The sequence below is a fragment of the Anaeromassilibacillus sp. An172 genome (genome assembly GCF_002160515.1).
Classification (GTDB): domain Bacteria; phylum Bacillota; class Clostridia; order Oscillospirales; family Acutalibacteraceae; genus Limousia; species Limousia pullorum.
Genome location: NZ_NFKS01000025.1, coordinates 1 through 20196, shown reverse-complemented (window position 1 = coordinate 20196; position 20196 = coordinate 1). Strand labels below are relative to the sequence as shown.

Below are 20196 nucleotides of genomic sequence, written 5' to 3'. Positions count from 1 at the left end.
GCATTATCTCCTCGTATATTTATAATCTCATCAACAATACTCCTACCCCTGCCTGCACCGCCGCCATCAGGGGACACAGGAGCAATGGCCATTGCAACAGATGCTCCGGCAGAGCGTAGTCTTTCATCCAGGCTTTAAACGCATAACCGGGGTGTCCCTCCGTTCCCGGGATGATAAACCGGCTTTTCGCCTTCCTCTGAATCAGCCAGAAATCCAGAAAAAACAGGTCACAGAAATTGACCATCATCCACTGGATATACCCGGTCAGGGCCAGACGCCAGAATCCTGTTGTCCCGCCCTCCATGGTACTGACCGCGCCATAAAGCAGGAGAGGCAGCAGCTCCCCAAAACAGATCCAAAGCCGGTAAAAACGATTCTCTGTTTTTGAGGGTGGTTCCGGCGCGTTCTTGATAATAGCAGGCGGGTAGCTGGGAAACATCAGTCGGGGATTGTATAGTGCCACGGCAGCATCAAATAAATTAAAATAGGCTGCCATAGCAAATCCGTCTAATATCGTTCGCATCCAGTTCATACACATCCCCCATCACTATCATTTACTCGTCTTCCAAGCGGGAAAAATTCGGTTAGGTATCATCGCACTCAAGCACCCAGCGCCACATCCAGCGTCATCATAAGGGTGAAACCAACTGCAAACAGAATGGTTCCCACATTGGAGTGCCTTCCGGCTGACATCTCCGGGATCAATTCTTCCACTACCACATAGATCATCGCTCCGGCGGCAAAGCTCAGGGCATAAGGCAGCACCGGGACTAAAATATCAGCCAGCAGGATGGTCAGAATGGCGCCTACCGGCTCCACTGCACCGGACAGCGTCCCATACAGGAAGGAGCGGGGTTTGGAGAGCCCCTCAGCTTTCAGGGGCATGGATATAATCGCGCCTTCAGGGAAGTTCTGAATGGCAATCCCCAGAGAAAGAGCCAATGCCCCCGCCAGCGTGATCCCACTGTCCCCGTAGAGCCACCCGGCATAGACCGCGCCCACTGCCATCCCTTCCGGAATATTATGCAACGCCACCGCCAGAGTCAGCATAGTTGTTTTTCCAAGACTGCTTTTGACGCCCTCGGCCTCTGTACTGCCGCGATGCAGATGCGGGATCAGCCGATCCAATCCCAGTAAGAATAAAATACCAAGCCAGAACCCAGCTACAGCAGGGAAGAAAGACCATTGCCCCATGTCTGATGCCTGTTCCATGGCAGGGAGCAGCAGACTCCATATGGAAGCCGCCACCATAACCCCTGCCGCAAAACCGGTAAGCGCACGCTGAACCAGTTCACTCAAATTGTTCCGCATAAAAAAGACGCAGGCTACGCCGAGCGTCGTCCCGGCAAAGGGGATCAGCAGCCCTTGCCATAATTCAAAAGGCATATCTTCTCACCCTCATCTATTTTCTTTTAAACAGGGAAAAACCTTGTTTTTCGTAAGGTTCACAACGAATATCCAACACCTTGTACCCGCATTCTTCCACAGCATGTTTCAGCAGCTGCGTGTCAACGGGGTCTTGTATAAGCAGTTCCGTAATCCCTTTTCTATGAGAAGAAGCCACTTTCTTAACAGAAAATACTTTTCTGATCGCATCGTTTATATGGGCCTCACACATTCCGCAGGACATTCCATCGATTTTCATTGTTATTTTTATCATCATTCGATCCTCACATAGTTAGCGCAGGCTAACCACGACAAATAAAAAATAGTTAGTTAATTCTAACTAATTGATTTTACCATACCATGTTTCATTTTGTCAAGATACTGTGCTAAAGTGTTTTCGGATAAAGACAAAGCCACACTCAAAAAACAGCCGTGTTTTGCGTGCGGCATTTGCCTGTCATCCGGTTTGTTTCCGCATTAGAAAATCACACTATGCCAGCGTCCAGTTCTGGCTTTCTGTCTGTAATTTTACCATGCGGGTATAGATACCGTCTTGCCGTAGCAGGGTATCCGGATCGCCCTCTTCCGCCACCATACCATCGGAAAGCACGACGATTTTATCCGCACCGGCTACCGTGCGCATCCGGTGTGCGATCACCAGAACAGTTTTGTCTTTGATCAGCCGTGACAGAGCTGTCTGTATCAGCGTTTCATTCTCCACATCCAGAGAGGCTGTAGCTTCGTCAAGAAGGATGATCGGCGCGTTCTTTAAGAAGGCACGGGCAATAGAGATACGCTGGCGTTCTCCGCCGGAGAGCTCACAACCGTTTTCGCCTATGTTAGTATTCCATTTATCAGGAAGCTTCTCGGCAAATTCATCCACATTGGCAAGCCGTGCCGCAGCCAGAACCTCCTCATCTGCGGCGTCTTTGTTGCCAATACGGATATTTTCCAGTATGGTGTTGTCAAACAGGGTAACATCCTGAAACACAATGGAATAAAGAGAAAGCAGGGTTTCCGGATCCACTTTCGAGACATCCATACCGCCTACCGTAATTTTTCCCCGGCTCACATCCCAAAACCGGGCTGCCAGACGGGAGACCGTTGTTTTGCCGCCGCCGGAGGGGCCCACCAGCGCGGTTACTTCTCCCTGCTTGGCAGTAAAGCTTACATCCTTTAAAACCGTTTCTCCGGTGTTGTAGGCAAACCCAACATGGTCAAAGGTAATATCGTATCCTTTATTGGAAAGGCTGTTTTTGCCCTGCTGAATGGGATGGTCAAGGATTTCATTCATACGGGCGATATTTGTCCGGGTGGAAATTACCGCCGCCAGATTCTGCAGCGCACCCTGCAAGGGATCATAGAGCCGGGAAACCACCAGCAGGAACAGAAAGAAGGTCAAAATATCCAAACTGCCCTGCATCAACAAAACAGAGCCTGCAAGCGCGACCGTGGCAATCCCGAGCTTTAACACAAGGGAGGCGGATACAACAAAGGCCGCCAAACCGAACTCATTGAGAATGGAGCGGTGTTCCACTGCGCGGATCTTCTTTTCCAACCCTTTAAGGTATTCTTTTTCAGCGTTGTTGGCTTTCAGATCCTGTACCGTTTCGATGCACTCCTGAATCCCGTCCGCGCAGGCCATTTTCGCATCCATGGACTTCTGATTGAAACCTTCCTGTACCTTTGCGGAAAAACCTACAATGGCAAACGCCACCGGCATTACCCATAGAGCCGCCAGCGCCATACGCCAGTCATAGAAGAACAGGCTGACGGCAATCAAAACCGTAGAGATGATGGATCCGGCAAGCTCCGGGATAAAGTGGGAAAAGCTCTGCTCTAAAAAGGTGCAGTCCGCCATAATGGTGCTGGTAAGATCCGCAAGGTCTTTCTTTCCGAAGAAGGAGAGGGGGATTTTCCGCAGCCGTTCCGCCAATGTAATACGGCGCACGCCGCTTTCCGTATAGGTGGCAAAATAAGTGGCGTTATACTGGAAGTAGGTTGTCAGCAGGATCAATCCCACACAGAGAATACAGCCTACAATATAGAAGGGCAACCGGCTTTCCGGAACACCGCCGTTCATCAGATCGCTCACCATGCAGTACAGCAGCCCAACAGGGAACATAAAAGAGATATTTTGCAGAACGCAGGCGAAGCAACCCTTGATTAAATCCTTTGCGCCCTGTTCGGACAAGGCATATCTTTTTTGCAGACGTCTGATCATCTTACTGTACCTCCTTTTGGACTTTCCACTGAACGGAAGTCTGATAGTTCTTCCACATCCTAGCGAAGAGACCGCCTCTTTCCATCAGTTCACGGCTGGAACCGCTCTCTGCGATTTGCCCGTCTTTTACAACGTAAATCTGATCTGCACCGGCCACCGTGGAAAGCCTGTGGGCAATCATAATGACCGTTTTGCCCTGAGACAGCTTGGAAAAAGCCGCCTGTACTCTGGTTTCATTGTCGGGATCCGCAAAAGCTGTGGCTTCATCCAGAATAATGATGGGGGTATTTTTCAGCATCACGCGGGCAATGGCAATCCGCTGCTGCTCGCCGCCGGAAAGATAGACACCCTTGGTGCCGATCACCGTATCCATACCATCCGGCAGTTTTTCAAGGATATCGTCGCACTGGGCATTTTTTAAGGCAGCCATGACTTCCTCCCGGGTGGCTTTCGGTTTGCCCAGACGCACATTCTCAAAGATGGAAGCTTTGATCAGTCGGCTGTTCTGGAACACAAAGGAAACCGTGTTCATCAGTTCTTCCTTCGGAATATTACGGACGTCCACGCCGCCTACCCTTACAGTACCGCTTTGAGGATCGAAGAAGCGGGAGATCAGATTTGCCAGCGTGGTTTTTCCACCGCCGGACGGTCCCACAAAAGCGACTGTCTGCCCGGCACGAATTGAAAGAGACACGCCCTTTAAAACCTCCTTTTCTCCGTCATAGCTGAAATGCACCTGTTCAAGCTCTACAGAGCCGTCTTTCGGATGTTTGGGATGAGCTGTTTCTTTCAGCGGCTCCAAATTCAGAACGCTGTCAATCCGCTGTAAAGCATCGTCCACGATCATAGCGTTTTCGCTCTGGAACATAATTCGTGTGAGCGTCACGGAAATGATCGGCGTAATGATGATATAGAATACCAGATTGAGTAAAAATTCTGTCGTGACCTGATCCTGCGTAAACAACAAGGCTCCTGCGATCAAGAAGACAAATACGCCGTTGATAGCTGCGGTATAGAACATCATCGGCGTGCGCAGCTGCTTGGTATAGGCGATCACCCATACTTTATAACGGTCAATGGAGTCTTTGAATTTCTTAAAGGAAAAGATGGTTTGGCCAAAGGTTTTTACCACCGGAATACCTCGGACATACTCTACAGCTTCATTGGACATATCATCCAGCGCATTCTGGTATTCCTTCATCTTCTGCTGCATTTCCTTTCCTGTCATTGCCATCATAATGAGAAAGCCCAGAAGTACCGGCGCCAGGCTCAAAAGACCCAGTCTCCAGTCAAACACAAACAGCAGAACCAGAAGACCGCAGGGGGTTGCGAGGGCGTTCGCACGGTCCGGGAGCTGGTGCGCCAGATAGGTTTCCGTAGCGGCGCTGGATTCATTGACGATTTTGCGCAGCTTACCGCTGCCAAAATGTTCCGCAAATCCCAGGGGGAGTTTTACGATATGGTTCATGGACTGCAAACGCAAATTGGTGGCAATGCGAAATGCGCCCAGATGGGAGCACATCAGCCCGGCGATGTACACCAGTACCGCAATGACCGCAAACATCACTGCCATCCAGCCGTTGTAGGTCAGATTCTGCGCACGGCTGAAATCCGGAGCGACTTCCAGCACTTCACGCATGACCTGCCAGATAAAATAATAAGGCACGAGTGCAATCAATGCGCTGATTGCGGAGAGGATCCAGGACGTATAAGTCAGATATCGGTAACTTCCCGCAATCGTGAGCAGACGCGATAAATTAGATTGTTTTTTCAAGAGAATTCCTCCTTTACCTTTCATTTATGATACAGAGGACAATGATGCGTCCTTCTTATATCCAATTCAGTTAGCTTAAACTAACTACAAGTCAAAAATTATAGGGCGCTATTGCCCCATAATTTTCATCCATCCTGCGGTGTAAAAGGCCCGCATTTCCTTTACATAGTTTTCCGCATCGGGAAGCGGCATTTCATGGATAATGAGTTCAAAAAAGGTATGAAACATCCCGGTGATCAAAATATGCTCCAGAGTTGGGTCAAGCGGCGGGGAGGGTCTGCCTAATTCCGCCAGCACTCTTTGATAAGCGTGTGTCCCCTCCACTTCAATTTCCACCATCTCATCAATCAGCCCGGAAAAGCGGGTTCCTTCGGAACAACAAAGAATGAGCTTACACTCCTCTAAATGCTGATAGGCATAATGCAGCATATCAAACATGCATACCCCTGATATATCGCCCATCACTTCCGGCTGCTGTTCATGGGGCAGGTCGGCAAATTGCTTCTGAGCGTCCTTAAAACGATCAATCAAGTACTGATAATGCTCGCCAACCAGTGCCTCAAAGAGTTCTTCTTTGCTTTTATAATAACCGTAAAAGGCTCCCAGCGTCTTGCCCAAAGATTTGACGATATTCCGCAGGGAAGCGTCCTTGTAGCCTTTTTGCAAAAACTCCGCCTTTGCCGCCTCATGGATTTGATCCAAGGTTGTCAGATTCTCATCTATGGTACACACCTCCCTAAAAAATATAGCGGTGCTATATATCACTGCTATATTATAGCTGCCCGTAAGCTGAATGTCAAGTGCTTCTGCATTTTTTATGGATGAATAAAAAGAGAGAAACCACACAAAGATTTCTCTCTTTTGGTTGTCCGGCTATATACAGCAGTCATTATCCTGTTTCGGTTTCGGCAGAGCACTCATACTACGCAGGCTGACGCCAAGCGTAGAAAGATTGTGCAGTGCGGCCGATGCTGCAGGAGGCAAAATTCCTGCCAATCCCAAGCCTATCAGCGTCCCGTTAAATCCGATGACAAACCGATAATTTGAGTGAATTCTCGCCATCAAAGCCATTGCAATGCGACGCAGCTTAACAAGCTCCCAAAGACTGTCCGCCGCAATGGTAATATCAGCAATTTCTCTGGCAATTGCTGCGCCGTCACTGATGGCAATTCCCGCATCCGCTTCTGAAAGGGCGGGAGAGTCGTTGATACCATCTCCGACCATTAAAACAATATGTCCTTTTTGGCGCAAATCGGCTACAAATTTTGCTTTATCCGCAGGAAGAACCTCAGCGCAGAATGCGTCAACCCCTAAGCGGTTTGCAACCGCAGATGCCGTCCGATAGCTGTCGCCTGTCAGCATAACTGTTTTTTGAATTCCCAAAGCACGCAGCGCAGACAATACTTCTTTAGCTTCCCTGCGCAGCGGATCGGAAATACAAATCACCGCCGTAAGTTCCCCGCCAATCGCCAAATACAAATGAGAATATTCTTTAGGAAGATGATCAAAACGCTCCTGTTCATTTAGCGGAACAGTTATTCCCTCATCTTCAAAAATGAAGTGCGCACTTCCAATCAACACCTTCTCTTCATTCACCGTACTGGCAATTCCGTGAGCCACTATGTATTCTACCTTGGAATGAAATTCTTCATGGGATAACCCTCTGCACTGCGCTTCTTGTACTACGGCGTTTGCAATAGAATGGGGGAAATGTTCCTCTAAACAGGCTGCAAGACGCAGCATATCCGACTCGTCTCGCCCTCCGAAAGTGATGATCTGCGCAACCTTCGGACAAGCATATGTCAATGTGCCTGTTTTATCAAATATAATGGTATCCGCAGCTGCCACCGCTTCTAAGAACTTGCCGCCTTTTACAGTGATATGTTCTTTTCCGGCTTCCCGCATGGCAGAAAGCACCGCCAGCGGCATGGAAAATTTTAACGCACAGGAGAAATCCACCATAAGTACCGACAAGGCCCGCAGGATATTTCGTGTCAGCAGAAAGCTCAAGATACTGCCGGCAAAGGTATACGGAACCAATTTATCTGCAAGGTTAGCCGCTTTGCTTTCAGCTGCCGATTTCATCTGTTCGGATTTTTCAATCATGGTTACAATTTGATCATATCGACTGGAACCCATAGCTTGTTTTACTTCCAGTATGCACTCGCCTTCTTCTATGACAGTACCGGCATACACGGTGTTTCCCGGGTGTTTTACGACCGGTACAGACTCTCCAGTCAAAGAAGCCTGATTGACTGTGACTTCCCCCTCGGCTAAGATACCGTCCATAGGAATCATACTCCCGGTACGAATCACGATTTTGTCACCTGGGCGGATATCTGATACCGCTGTCAGAATTTCTGATTCCGGTGTCTTCAGCCATACCCGATCCACATTCAGGGCCATACAGCGAGCAAGGTCTTCCATTGATTTTTTTCTGGTCCATTCTTCTAACAGTTCGCCCAGTTCCAACAGAAACATGACAGTTCCTGCTGTTCCGAAATCTTTGCGGAATACAGAAATTCCGATGGACAGTGCATCCAGCACATCTACCTTCAGTTTTCCTCTCCAAAGACAGTGGATACCTCTCTTCAAAAAAGGGAGCATATGCCATACAATTCGTGCGATCTGCAATGGTTTCGGCAAAAAGAGCATAGACGCTGCTTTCAGTACCACTTTTCCGACCAGCTTTTCCTGAAATTTACGGTTTAATTCACGGCTGCTGTGCAGTGGCAAAGTGATTTGTGATTGCGCTTCCTGCAAGTTAAACTCACGGATAGCCGCCAGCACTTCCTTACGTGACCCGGAGTATTGCAGAATCACACACCCGGTGCGTTCATGGACAGTTACTTGTGTGATCCATGATTTCTTTTGAAACCAATTTTCTAGCACATCTGCTTCCTGCAAAGTCATTTTTTTCTGACTGATTCGAAAACGGATACGCCCTTTGCTTTCGTGTAAAATAATTGCCTTCATTTGTCGCTTCTCCTTCATAAAAAAAGAGCCGTATCAACGGCTCTTTTCTGTTACTCTTCCTCAGAACTTTCAAGTTGTGCGGCTGCCGCTTCTTCCGCTTCTTTTGCAGCTCTTTCTTCATTCAGATCCTTGGCAGAAGCTAAAATGTCCGATGCGTTTTCCTGCACGGTCGTTACCGTTTCCATGACATAATCTTTCATACGCAGCCCTGCGGCTGTTGCGTGAACATATGCTTTTTTAGCGTCTTTGCTGGACAGCAGTTTAATTCCAACCGATCCAAAAAGCGCGCCCCCCACAAAAAGAGCCAATTTATTGTATAAACTCATATAGAATCTTCCTTTCCGTTATTTTCTTTTGTATCCCGTAATCATTACCATAAGCAGGCAAATTACGGCTCCCCATGCCCAAAAACGGTGCTGTTTCAACCAGATACCTCCTTCATAGATTTTGTCTAATTATTATAACAACTTTAGCTAAATCATTCTTTTGGAAACAGACAAAAATCAACGGAATCAGACCTATTTCGATATTGTCTCGGTGTACAGGTATAACATTTTTTAAAAACCACATTGAATTGACTCAAACTGGAGTACCCGACAGCCTGTGCAATTTCAAGAACTGTCATAGAGGTATAACAAAGAAGCTCAGCCGCTTTTTCCATACGTTTATGTGATAGCCAAGTGTATACTGGCTGACCATAAATATTGCGAAAATATTTTTTTAATGTAGTAGGGGATATATAAAACTTGTGGCACAAATAATCAATTGTTATTTTTTCGTCCAGATGCATCTCCATATAATTGCAAATCTCATTTATCTCTTCTCTTATTACCTTGCTTATTTTCAGATTATCCTTATCTTTTGGATACAATGTTCCTGTACTCAGCAGAAACAGTAATTCTACCGACTTCCAAACGCAGTATCTGCTTTTTTGTAAGTCTTCCATTTTCACGATTTCAGAAAATGCAGAAAAAACCCAAGATGAGCCATGAATAACAGCACATCCATCTTGCTCATCCATATATTTTTTTACCTCAAGAGTATTCAATTTTAAATCTCCCATCATGCGGCATAGGGAATATAAACTTTCTTTTGCCATAGCCGCATCTACGGATACCAATACTCCTGCCAAATCCGCTGTACATGCGACAGAATACAATGAAGATATCCCAGATAGTAAAAGAATTTCCTGCTTTCTTACAACAACCACACGATTCCATTGTTGTTTGAGTACAACATGACCTGCAAAACAAAAGAAGACTTCAAAGTGAAGTGGTTGCAAGGATATCGGGATAAATGGATCATTTGTATTGCCTTGAAGACGAAAATTGCAAACATCCACACCTGTTATTATTGTTTCCCATAAGGCTTTTTCACCTCGGCTACTTTTCAAAAATTCTGTTAACACATAGTTTCTTCTCCCTTCTAATAGAAATTATGTCCTGTGATAGAATGTAGTTAGCAAAAGCTAACCACATTCTATCACAATTTCTGTATGAAATCAAGAACTACACAATCGATGTCATAAATAGAATAGCATTTTTATTCTTTCGTTTTAAAATATCCAAGCGCATCAGTGCGCTCTCCATTCTGCCATACTTCAAAGTGCAAGTGGTTTCCGGTAGAATTGCCGGTGGTACCGACATAGCCAATCACTTCTCCCTGTTTCACTTCCTGACCTACGGTCACGCAGATAGAGGAACAGTGGGCATACAAGGTGTCAAAAGTATCATTGTGGCTTATCTTGATATGATATCCATATCCACCGCCCCAAGAGTCGATGGCATTTGCAATGGTAACTGTGCCATCTGCTGCTGCCAAAATCGGTGTACCACCCGGAGCGCCGATATCGGTTCCGCTATGATAGGCAATTTCTCCAGTAAAGGGGTCCTCACGGTATCCAAACCATGAGGTAATGGTATAACTTTGCGGAAGAGGCCATTGGAAAATCCCGGTCCCTTCCCAATCAGTATTTGGATTCATGATCTGACCACCGCCGCTGCTAAAACCACCCAGCAGTTCTGCCCACAAATTCTGATTTTCCGGCTCCGACATTAAGGCAAGGTATTCGTTCTGCCTTGCATTGAAATTGTACTGCTGCGCCATTTCCTCCGCTGTTTTATGTGTTAGAGAGATTTCCAGAATGGTTTCCGTTACCGTTTCGGTGCGGGTAGTTTCTTTTCCGTCCTCGTCTACTTCAGTAACTTCTACTTCATGGCTCTCGGTACGGGTACTGGAAGACACTGCATTCATCTCCCACATAATATCCCGCATCTGCTGAACTTGAGTGTCATCCAAAGAAGCACCTGAGCGCCATCTTCCGCACCGGTCACCTTGGCTGAAAAAACAGCGAGAACATCTTCCCAGTTGATAGAAAGCACTCCGTCATTTGAAGTAAACTCTACCCGATCATGGCTATTGCTATCTTCAATTTCTTGAATGTGTGCCTGAAATTCCCCGTTTAAAGTTGTCACAGCCTGCGTAACGCTGGTGCCGGTTCCCGTAGAATCCGAACCGAAAAATAAGCCGAAACAGGAACCGACAATCAGGGCAATCAAACAGATTAACAAGATTATCACTACAGCTACCCAACCTCCGGCAGCAATGGCGGCAATCAACCCCTTTACAGCCGCAATGGTTGCTTTAACTGCTGCTATAGTTACACGGACCGCCGCTTTAACTCCTGCAATTGTTGCTTTCGCAGTAGCCTTGGCGGCCTGTGCGGCTTTTTGTGCCGCTTTTGCAGTGGCCTGCGCTGTTTTCTGCGCAGTCTTGGCTGCTTGCTGTGCAGTCTTTGCCGAGCGCTGGGCAGTCTTGATACCTTTAGCGCTATTCTTCACACCTTTCATAGAACGGCTGGCGGTTTTTACTGCTTTTTGAGGTTTTCCTTTGACCGCCTTGGCAGCGGTATTTTTGGTTCGTATTTTAGAAGCGGTATCCTTCGTGATCTCCGTTGCTTTGCTGCCAGTGTTTTTCGCTTCTGACAGTGTACGGGAAATTTCTCTTTTTTCTTTGACTTTCCGAGCGGTGGTCTGCGCCAGTTTTTTCCCGCCCCGATAGGTAAGGTCGGCGCCCTTTTTTGCGGTGGTTTCGATACCGGACAGCATCTGATCCCCGGCGCTGTTGGCGGGGGCGTTGGAGGTTTCTCCCTGCTGGCTGGCAAAAGGCGTCCCCTTCAATTCCGATACGGCTTTCTCCTTGGATTTCAGCCATGCATCCTTCATTGCGGTTTTTGGGGCTTTGGCGGCACTATCCAAAAGCCTTGGTTTCCCATTTTCCGGTTTGGTCTTAATTTCTTTCAATGGCATACCTCCTAAAAAAGATACAGGGAGCCAAAGGAGGCTCCCTGCTGCGGTGTTGTTTCATGTATAGGTTTACACCCCCCTCAATGCTTCGTCCGGCTTGGTGGTCATCAGCTGGTACAGACGGGTATTGCGGGGGAAGCTGTTTTCAAACGGTACAATATTGCCAGCACAGCGGATGAGACCGCAGCCAGCCGCTACATTGGTGATGTAGCCAAGCTGGGTGTCCGAGATATGGAGCAGATTCGCCAGTTCATCCCAGTCGGTGGAAGACTGGTTCAGAAGGAGCAAAAACTCCGAGTTTGCCAGCATCAGGCGGGCAGTATCGGAACGGAGCAGCTCCTCCACATTCTGCGTGAGCCCTGTCACAAGGCCGTTATATTTTCGGATACGCTTCCACAGCTTGTAGAAAAAATCGGCGCTGTACTGGTAGCGGAACAGCAGATAAAACTCATCGGCAAATACCCATGTGGTTTTTCCTTTCTTCCAGTTTTGGATCACACGGTTGAAGATCGCATCGAGGGTGACCAACATCCCGATGGGCATGAGCTGTTCGCCCAATTCACGGATATCATAGGCGATGATGCGGGCTTTGGTGTCTACATTGGTGTGCTGGGCAAAGGTATTGAGACTGCCGGTGATAAACAGCTCGGAGGAAAGCGCCAGCCCTCTGGCTTCCGGCTCCGGCTGCTTTAAGAGGGAATGGTACAGATCTTTCAGCGTGGGCGCTTCACCCTCATAGTTGTTTGCCATGTACTCCCGGTACACATCATAGGTGCAGCGGTCCAGAATAGATTTCTCTTTGGCAGACACACCGCCTGCCCCTACTAACTGCTCGAACAGAGAGAGAATGAATTCTGATTTTTCAATCAGCGGGTTGCGTTCGTCACCGTAGGCTTTGTCCATATCAAGGGCGTTCAGGTGGGTGTTGGAGGCTGCGGAAATCCGAATAATTTCCCCGCCAAGCGCTTCTACCAAGAACCCAAATTCCGACTCCGGGTCCAGAATCAGGATATCATCATTGGTGGACAGCGCAATGCTCACGATTTCTTCTTTGGCGCTGAAGGATTTACCAGAGCCGCTGACACCGAGACGGAAACTGTTCCCGTTTAAGAGCTTGCGGCGGTCGGCTACAATCATGTTTTTGGAAACAGCGTTCTGCCCATAGTAGATGCCCCCGGTCTGCATGATTTCCTGCGCTCGGAAAGGAATCAGCACAGCGGTGCTTTCGGTGGTCAGGGTACGGATGGCTTGGATTCTGCGCAAACCATAAGGAAGCACAGTATCCAGCCCATCCTTCTGCTGCCAGCGCAGAACACTCATCTGGCACAGATGTTTTCTGGCTGTTGTGAGGATCGTTTCTGTGTCACTGTCCAATTGTTCCTTGGTGTCAGCCAGATGGACCATGGTCACGAGACCGAACATCATTCTTTGATCCCTGTTGGTCAGATCGTCCAGCATTTCCTTGGTTTCTTTTCGCTGCTGTTCCATGTCGTAAGGAAGGACAGCGGAAAAGTTGTTGGCTGCGTTCTGCTTTCGCTGCCAGTTTGCCGCATTCGTTTCCACACCCAAGAGCTTGTTCTGGATTTCCCTTACTGCTTCATCGGTGGGAACAGGTAAAATATCAATGAAGAACATGAGGCTGCGGTCCATATCGCAGAGTTCAGCAATCATGGAATCTTTGATATAGCTGGCATACCCTTGTAAATACAAAACCCTGCCCCAGCGGTCGTTCAGGCGGAAGTGGTCTTTCTGGAATTCCATGCTGTCCGGGCAAAGCCAATCTTTAAAGCTGTGTCCCTTTTTCATCTGTTCCTTGAGATCAAAGGCAAAAGCGGCCGGCTCATTGCCCTTAAAGAAATCTCGGAACACCTGCAGGCGGGTTCCGGCGTCCAGTTCCCGTCCAATGGAGGAAAGCTGGGACAAATGGGTGATCAGATCCGTACCCACACGGGAGAAATAGGTGCGGGCTTCATCGATGTTCCGTTTCGCTACCGTGATGGTGATGTAACGGTCCTGCACCACACTGTTGTTGGTGCCGGTTACCTTGGAAAGCAGCATTTCATTGTATTCTTTGCGGAAATGGTCCAGCCCGTCCTCTTTCATGGGAAGCAGCAGGGATTTCTCAAATTCCGCTTTATTGATTTTCCGGTTGTTGATGGTGATCTTGGCGCTGGCTCCGGAATCCAGCGCATTGAGGAGCTCTGAGTAATCGAGAAACATCGCTGTCTTATCCTCTTTTCCGGCGATTTGATAGTTAATATCGGTAAAGGAAAAGGTTTTGGAAAACCTGCTTCCTACCTGAAAAATCCCATCCGGCCAGATGCGCTGGATGGGGATGGCGTCCTGTACGGACTTCGGGATTTTGAATTTCTCTTTCTCTAATTTCGTTGCTTTGAGAAGCGTTTTGATAATAGGCATCCTTCCTTTCAGTGCGAAAAATGAAAAAGGTTACTGTTCTTTCCCAGCAGGTGGCTGAGACTTACGCTTTTTCCTTTTGCGTGGCGGCTTTTCGCCCTCTGCAATGGCATCTTTCAAGGCTTCGTAGTAGAGATTCTCAGACTTGAACACAAGCTTTTTCGGATACAGAAATTCTGATTTAAACCAAGCCCATGCCACTTGTTCGGCGGTCATCCCATGGTACTTAAAGAAGCCGCAGGCAGCGAATGGAGCTGCTCCAAGAATGCACATCCAGCCAACTTCTTCGCTGCCAATCAGCGGGCGCAAACCAAAATACAGACCGACTGCTACCCCTACTGCAAGCAAGGAACAGATAAACTGTCGGGTGGAAAGTCCAAAAAAGATGGACTCCTGATAATCCCGGATTTCCTTTGGTACTTTTACTTCTATATTGCTTCACTCCTTTCACGGCCTTACAGACCTAACAATTCCTTGACGATCCGGTCGCTCATCCGCACAGTTCCTACTAAAACCAAAAGGTTAAAAATGAGCTCGCCTACATAACTCCATACGGCGGTAACGGCTGAGACGTTAGGATCAACCGCTGGCGGAGAAGCCGCCATAACGGAAAAGATAATACAGGCAAGGGCAATAATAGCACCTTCCAAACATACCCCGGCATAGGAACGCAGGAAGTTCTTGCCCACATTGCTGGTTGGTTCTCCCGCAAAGCTGGAGAGAGGGATAGGCGCAAGCGCTGTGTACATATAGAGTTTAAACATACGGGAATAAACCGTTAAAATCATGATAAAGGACAGCACTGTAATAAACAGACCGCCTAAAAGGGTTACCGCCCACAAAGGGATACTGTCCCAAAATCCTACGTTATTGATTTTATCGATGATTTCCTGCGGGAGCGTGGTGCCGCTGCTTCCTGACAAACCCGATTGGGTAATAATGGTGGAAATGATTCCTTGTACGATTTTAAATACAGCAAGCATCAAATCAAGTCCGTATGTTACAGCAGCCTTCGCCAAAGCAAAGCGAATGAACAATTTTAAAGCGTGTTCCGGGCGCTTTACATCGGTAAAAGAACCACAGGTTTTAACGACACCAACCGCAAAAAACAGTACCAACAGACCATATCCGATGGCTTTCAGTGCGCCATTGATGTCCAGCATGACCTGCCAGATTCCGCCGCCCTTGAAAGTGGCGGGGTCCTGTGTGAGCAGTGTCCAGATTTCAGCCAGTTTGTCATTCCATGTACCCAGCGCTGAATTTAAGTTATCTATGATCCAGTTTCCGGCTGGTCACCTCCTTAGTTATTTAATTTTTTTCTGAAATATGCTACACTTAATAAAAATGGTCTGAGGCAGGGAAACCTGGGTTTGGGAGCAAAATTGAAAAAAAGGGGTGGTCAAATGATGAACTTTTTTAAGAATGGCTGGCACTTTATCAATAATCATTTCACCGGGGTCACTCTTAACATTGGCTTCATTGGACTTAACTTCAACAGGCTCCCTGCCTGAGACCATTTGAACAACTGTCAGCAGACAGTTGTTTTTTTATGCGGTAATTAAATCAAGGATTTCCTTGGCGAAGGTGATTACCAGCCCACCGGCCAAGGTCAGGAACCCCTGCGAACGCTGGGAGGGATCATGGCTCTGGAAGGACAGGCCGACCTGTACGACACCCCAGCCCAGCAGGATCATACCAATGGCACGAATCAGAGAAAAGATAAACGTGGAAAGGTTGTTCACCACTCCGAGAGGATCGCCGCCAGCTGCAAAGGCTGTGGTGGAAAGGCAGCAGGCGCACAATACTACAGCGGCATAGCTGGAAAATCCAAGGCGTCCCTTTTTACCAAGCGGCAGAGCATTGGTGGGTTTGTTGTCCTTTTTGCGGTTCGTCAGAGAACCATTTTTTTTCAGAAACTTATTCAGAAGCATTCCTCCAATTTCATGTGAATTATTATGGTTTGAGAAAATCCTCCGGTTCCAGCAGTTCGAAATCCTCATACTGGTCCGGGGAATAATCGAGATCGTCTGAGGCGTCCTTCGCCTGTGTGTAGTCGTAGGGCGCAGCGCCGCCATCCTCTGTTAGGTGGATGTTTGGGTGATGCATCAGGTCGTATTTGTCATCCAGCATGGGCCTTTCACCCCTTACAAAAAGAATGGCTTTGCGGTTATCCAGCATTCGGACTTCATCGGGCGTTAAGAGTTCCCGGCCTGTCTGCTGGTCGTTGACACTAAAGCTGCCGCTTCTTCCACGGCTATGACCATAGGTGTTGGTATCCAATGTTTCCTTGCCCATGAGTTCGGAAACATATTTGTGAGTTTCCTTCTCGTTGCCGCCGAGGTAGAGAAACTCATCGCACAAGCCCACCAGCGATTCCCACTGTTCCTTGAACAGCGCTTTAATCTGCGCCATGTTCTGAGCGATATAGCTGCAGAAAATGTTGCGGCTTCGCATGGTGGAAAGCCAAGGCAGGAAGTTATCCGTGGGCAGGGCGATATTCGGCGCTTCGTCAATCAGCAGATGGACCGGCACCGGAAGCCTGCCTTTGTATTTCCGGTCGGCTACAAAATAGAGGGTTTGGATGAGCTGCCCGTAAATCATCCCCACAAGGTAGTTGAGGGATTTATCACTGTCCGGGATACAGCAGAACAGGGCGATCTTCTTTTCGCCCATTTCTTCCAGATGGAGGTCGTCGGTATAGGTCAGCCTTGCGATCTGCGGCAGATTAAAAGCAGAGAGGCGGACGCCGACACTGATTAAAATAGATTTCAGAGTTTTTCCGGCTCCCATCTTAAAGACATGGTATTGCTTCACGGCAATGCTCTCCGGGTCCCGCATTTCAAGCCTTGCGAACAGGATATCCAAAGGAGACTCGTATTCCTCATCTTCCTCCCGGACTTCCGCTGCCGCCAGCATTTCCATTACCATGGCAAAGTTCTGTTCTTCCGGCGGCGCTTCATGCATCAGGTACAGCACCAGCGCCTGCAAAAGCGCTGTTTCGGATTTCGTCCAGAAAGGGTCCGTGCTCTGTGCTCCGGGCGGAGTGGTGGATTGGATGAGGGTTTCAATGAGGCGAAGAACATCCTTGTCATCCCGCACATAAGCAAGGGGGTTATAGCAAAAGGAGGCGTCGGGGTTCAGCAGATCAAACACCCGCACCTCATATCCGTTCGCTTTGAGCGCACCGCCTGTTTTTCGCAGGATTTCACTCTTTGGATCGCAGATTACCAGAGAACAGTTGCCGCAGTTTAAGGCATTCGGGATAGCATAGGATCGGCTTTTACCTGCACCGGAGCCGCCGATCACCAGCACGTTGGTATTGCGCTTGTGCTTATGACCATCCATCCCCATTTGGAAATGCTGGGTTAAGATAAGGTTTTGTTTGGGGTTCTTTTTATCCCGGTATTTCTTGGCGATCTGAAACACATCGCCCCACTTGGCAGAACCGTGTTCTTCGCCACGGCGGCGGTTTTTCTGGTTGGAGGTCACCACAAGGGCGATCACCCCGTACCCAAGGGAAAAGAAAAACAGGCACCGAAGAGAATAATCTGTCCAATGAATGGAAAGGGGACTGTTAATCGCTGCCGAAAGCTTTCCCAGCAGATCCACAAGACTCATTCCATCCGCCCAGCTTCCAGCCATCAAAAGCGCTGCCCACCAGACGATGGGCAATGGCAGAAGCCATACCCACCATGGATTTTTTCGTTTTACAATTGAGTCAAAAAATATCCTTCCTTTCTTCAGATCAAAATAAAAAAGAAACCCCGGAGCCTATGGAAAAGCATTCCCACAGGTTCCGGGGTAACGGGCAACCTTAAATCTTATCGAACCGGCACGTTCCGATATTTACTGATCATGAGCTTTGCGAGGACACGGTCAATACCGCCGCTGCTCCTGCCAGCAGACAGATAAGCGTTGCGCATCCCATTTAAAGACTGCGCCGCATACTGGAATTCCGTGTCGCTCAGGTACAGCTTTCCCTTTGGCGCATTGACGGTTTTATTAATAAGACCCTGCACCTCGCCGGAGGTTTCCGGTCCGGATGATTTTTGTGCGTCGCAGAGTGCCTTGACCAGAAAATTCTTTTCCAGCATTCCCATCTTAAAGAGACGTTGCTTTTCCAAGGGTATCCCTGCCTTTCTCTGTATTTTCTTTAGCTTCACCATACCACAGCGGCGGACAGAAAGCTACCGCACAAAAGAAAACAAACGGAAAACTTCCGGCGGTTCGCTTTCTCATCGTTCTGCTTCCTTCTCCGGTTTGGATTTGGGAGCTTTGGCAGGCTTCTGCGTTTCTACCGAAAACTCGTCTGGCTGGACTGTCTGCTCCAAATCCCGAAAGCTGCGCTGTATATCCCTGCCTATGGAATAAGCCGCCCGTTTCACATCGCTTATGAAACCACGTTTTTCTTCCGGAGTCATTTGAGCACAGCTTTCGCATACCTTGTCAAACCGGAAGGCCGAAGTATCCAGCCCGCACCGCTGTGCGACCACATAAGCGGCACAGTAGCTCTGTGCCGCATACGCCTGACGGTAGTAACCGCTGCCGACAGTATCGAAGCTGGCATGGGCCTGTTCACGGGCAATGGCGCAAATGGTGGTGGTTTCATCCATCCCGTTGCGGACAAAAATCGTATGCTGTTTGGGAACATACTGTGCCTGTACCCCTTGGGGAAGCTGATCCGAGATGGCAAGCTGAACCGGACTCTGTTCTACCATAGCGGCAATGATTTCTTCCGGCAGATGTTTCTGCGGCGGCAGAGGCTGTGGTCCTCTGGTTTGGGAGATATCATAGGCTTTGGTAATGGTATAACCATTCGCCATGGTGCCGTCCTCTTTGGTATATTCCTGATCCGCAAAGAAGGTGTATCCCTTTTCACCGGAACGGATGGAGCGCCCGGCTTCCTTCCATTTATCAAAGGTGCGGGGATGGGTGATCTCCTTGTTCTGGTTATATAGGATGAGAAGGTTGCGGGTGCTTTGCGGGGTACACTGAGCCATAAAACCTAAGAAGCCCTTCATGGAAGCGTCATCTTTGAACACTTCCTGTGCCTGCGCATCCACTTTTGCCCATGCGTCCTCACGTTCAGCCTGCTTCATGGAGGCATATTCTTCCTTGGTGTACTGCTGTTCCGGCTGAAGCTGAGTTTCCTGTTTTCTGCCGATCAAATTTGATAAATCGATACTGCATTACCTGCCTTTCTGTTTTTTCTTCTTTTTACGGGAATGGCCCGGAGTAGGATGCTGACGATCCTGCTGTTTGGCCTTTTCCTCTTTTTTCTTCACTTGCTCCTGCTTGATCTCCTGCAGCTCCTTTTTCACCGAAGGTTTTTGCTCCGGCTGCTCACGGTTTGTTAAGCCGGGCGAAGAGTTTTTGCTGGGCAAGGAAGGCTCGGACGGACTCTTTTCCGCTGTCGGGGATTCTGATTCCTTCTCCCGGCCAGTGGTAAAATTTCCGGCTTCACCCTGCCCGTCAGGACTGATATTGAAGTCATCTTCAAAGCCGCCCACCTCGAATTCCACAGCGCCCTGCTCGGTTTGGACAGTTTCCGTTTTGCCGGGTTGGGAGGCGGCAGGGGCCTGCTTCTCCTGTTCCACCGCTTTCTCCACAGTGGCTTCTCCGGCTTCTGCTTTCACATAATCCAAGCCGAGATTGTCATAGATACGCTGAATCTTAGCAGCGTCATCCGCAAATACCACCAATTCGATGTAATCGCCTTTTTGTTTGTTACGGATGGGCACATACAAAAGACCGTGCCCTTTGGCTTCCCGCACAAATTCTTTCATGTGCGTTGCAGGCAGATTGAAAAACTTAAACGGACGCTGCTCCCGAAGCATTCGGACAAGCCTTGTCTTGCCATGGGTTTTCTTTTGGTCTTTCAGCACTGCATAAACAAACAGCGCAAAATTCTTCGCCGCCAGTCCCGACAGCTTGAGAGCTACTTCGGTCCCTTCAAGGGTAAATCGGACGATCTGGTCGGCAGGATCGCTTCCGTAGTTCAGTCAGCATTCTCCTTGTATAATAAATTTAGGTTGATAAGGGAGCCTATCTCCCAAAATCAACTGTATAATTATTCAACATAATGTTGTATAATTGTAGTTATTAGATAGAGGATG

Annotated in this window: 20 protein-coding genes; all 20 read right to left on the bottom strand. The window is 48.3% G+C overall.

The genetic code is table 11. The features are described from left to right. Positions 1-19: 19 nt before the first annotated feature. Complete coding sequence (locus tag B5F08_RS10755; RefSeq protein WP_087379152.1) at positions 20-532, bottom strand: hypothetical protein; 513 nt, start codon at positions 530-532, stop codon at positions 20-22. A gap of 68 nt (positions 533-600) precedes the next feature. Next, positions 601-1386: a ZIP family metal transporter gene (locus B5F08_RS10750; RefSeq protein WP_087379149.1), complete on the bottom strand. Its 786-nt coding sequence runs from the start codon at positions 1384-1386 to the stop codon at positions 601-603. 16 nt (positions 1387-1402) lie between these two features. Beyond that, positions 1403-1660 carry a heavy-metal-associated domain-containing protein gene (locus tag B5F08_RS10745; protein WP_087379146.1) on the bottom strand — a complete coding sequence of 86 codons (258 nt, stop codon included), beginning with the start codon at positions 1658-1660 and terminating at the stop codon, positions 1403-1405. Positions 1661-1876: 216 nt separating this feature from the next. After that, positions 1877-3610, bottom strand: a complete 1734-nt coding sequence (locus B5F08_RS10740; protein WP_087379143.1) for an ABC transporter ATP-binding protein — start codon at positions 3608-3610, stop codon at positions 1877-1879. 1 nt (position 3611) lies between these two features. After that, positions 3612-5384 carry an ABC transporter ATP-binding protein gene (locus B5F08_RS10735; protein ID WP_087379140.1) on the bottom strand — a complete coding sequence of 591 codons (1773 nt, stop codon included), beginning with the start codon at positions 5382-5384 and terminating at the stop codon, positions 3612-3614. 108 nt (positions 5385-5492) lie between these two features. Continuing rightward, positions 5493-6116, bottom strand: a complete 624-nt coding sequence (locus tag B5F08_RS10730; protein WP_087379206.1) for a TetR/AcrR family transcriptional regulator — start codon at positions 6114-6116, stop codon at positions 5493-5495. 141 nt (positions 6117-6257) lie between these two features. After that, the gene (locus tag B5F08_RS10725; RefSeq protein ID WP_087379137.1) at positions 6258-8360 is read right to left on the bottom strand and encodes a heavy metal translocating P-type ATPase; all 2103 of its coding nucleotides are present in this window, start codon (positions 8358-8360) and stop codon (positions 6258-6260) included. Between the two features lie 50 nt (positions 8361-8410). Further along, positions 8411-8686, bottom strand: coding sequence for a DUF6110 family protein (locus B5F08_RS10720; RefSeq protein WP_087379134.1), 276 nt, complete (start codon positions 8684-8686; stop codon positions 8411-8413). 152 nt (positions 8687-8838) lie between these two features. After that, on the bottom strand, positions 8839-9768 hold the full coding sequence (locus B5F08_RS10715; protein WP_087379131.1) for a helix-turn-helix domain-containing protein: 930 nt from the start codon (positions 9766-9768) through the stop codon (positions 8839-8841). A gap of 134 nt (positions 9769-9902) precedes the next feature. Beyond that, complete coding sequence (locus B5F08_RS13640; protein WP_275532173.1) at positions 9903-10658, bottom strand: M23 family metallopeptidase; 756 nt, start codon at positions 10656-10658, stop codon at positions 9903-9905. Next, on the bottom strand, positions 10610-11662 hold the full coding sequence (locus B5F08_RS10705) for a hypothetical protein (protein WP_087379128.1): 1053 nt from the start codon (positions 11660-11662) through the stop codon (positions 10610-10612). Before B5F08_RS10705 ends, B5F08_RS13640 begins: the two co-directional genes overlap by 49 nt. A 72-nt stretch (positions 11663-11734) precedes the next feature. Beyond that, the gene (locus B5F08_RS10700) at positions 11735-14083 is read right to left on the bottom strand and encodes a VirB4-like conjugal transfer ATPase, CD1110 family (RefSeq protein WP_087379125.1); all 2349 of its coding nucleotides are present in this window, start codon (positions 14081-14083) and stop codon (positions 11735-11737) included. A 30-nt stretch (positions 14084-14113) separates the two neighbouring features. Beyond that, positions 14114-14512, bottom strand: a complete 399-nt coding sequence (locus B5F08_RS10695) for a PrgI family protein (protein ID WP_087379123.1) — start codon at positions 14510-14512, stop codon at positions 14114-14116. 23 nt (positions 14513-14535) lie between these two features. Then, positions 14536-15357, bottom strand: coding sequence for a hypothetical protein (locus B5F08_RS10690; protein WP_442856073.1), 822 nt, complete (start codon positions 15355-15357; stop codon positions 14536-14538). Positions 15358-15627: 270 nt separating this feature from the next. Continuing rightward, the gene (locus B5F08_RS10680; RefSeq protein ID WP_087379117.1) at positions 15628-16011 is read right to left on the bottom strand and encodes a glutamyl-tRNA amidotransferase; all 384 of its coding nucleotides are present in this window, start codon (positions 16009-16011) and stop codon (positions 15628-15630) included. A 22-nt stretch (positions 16012-16033) separates the two neighbouring features. Beyond that, positions 16034-17722, bottom strand: a complete 1689-nt coding sequence (locus tag B5F08_RS10675; protein WP_087379115.1) for a VirD4-like conjugal transfer protein, CD1115 family — start codon at positions 17720-17722, stop codon at positions 16034-16036. A gap of 179 nt (positions 17723-17901) precedes the next feature. Then, positions 17902-18204, bottom strand: a complete 303-nt coding sequence (locus B5F08_RS10670) for a hypothetical protein (protein WP_143256397.1) — start codon at positions 18202-18204, stop codon at positions 17902-17904. Next, a complete protein-coding gene (locus tag B5F08_RS13290; RefSeq protein ID WP_158096287.1) occupies positions 18182-18319 on the bottom strand; it encodes a hypothetical protein in 138 nt (45 codons plus the stop codon). Before B5F08_RS13290 ends, B5F08_RS10670 begins: the two co-directional genes overlap by 23 nt. After that, the gene (locus B5F08_RS10665) at positions 18316-19248 is read right to left on the bottom strand and encodes an ArdC family protein (protein ID WP_242968431.1); all 933 of its coding nucleotides are present in this window, start codon (positions 19246-19248) and stop codon (positions 18316-18318) included. Before B5F08_RS10665 ends, B5F08_RS13290 begins: the two co-directional genes overlap by 4 nt. 21 nt (positions 19249-19269) lie before the next feature. Next, positions 19270-20001: a PcfB family protein gene (locus B5F08_RS10660; RefSeq protein ID WP_275532174.1), complete on the bottom strand. Its 732-nt coding sequence runs from the start codon at positions 19999-20001 to the stop codon at positions 19270-19272. Positions 20002-20196: the final 195 nt, after the last annotated feature.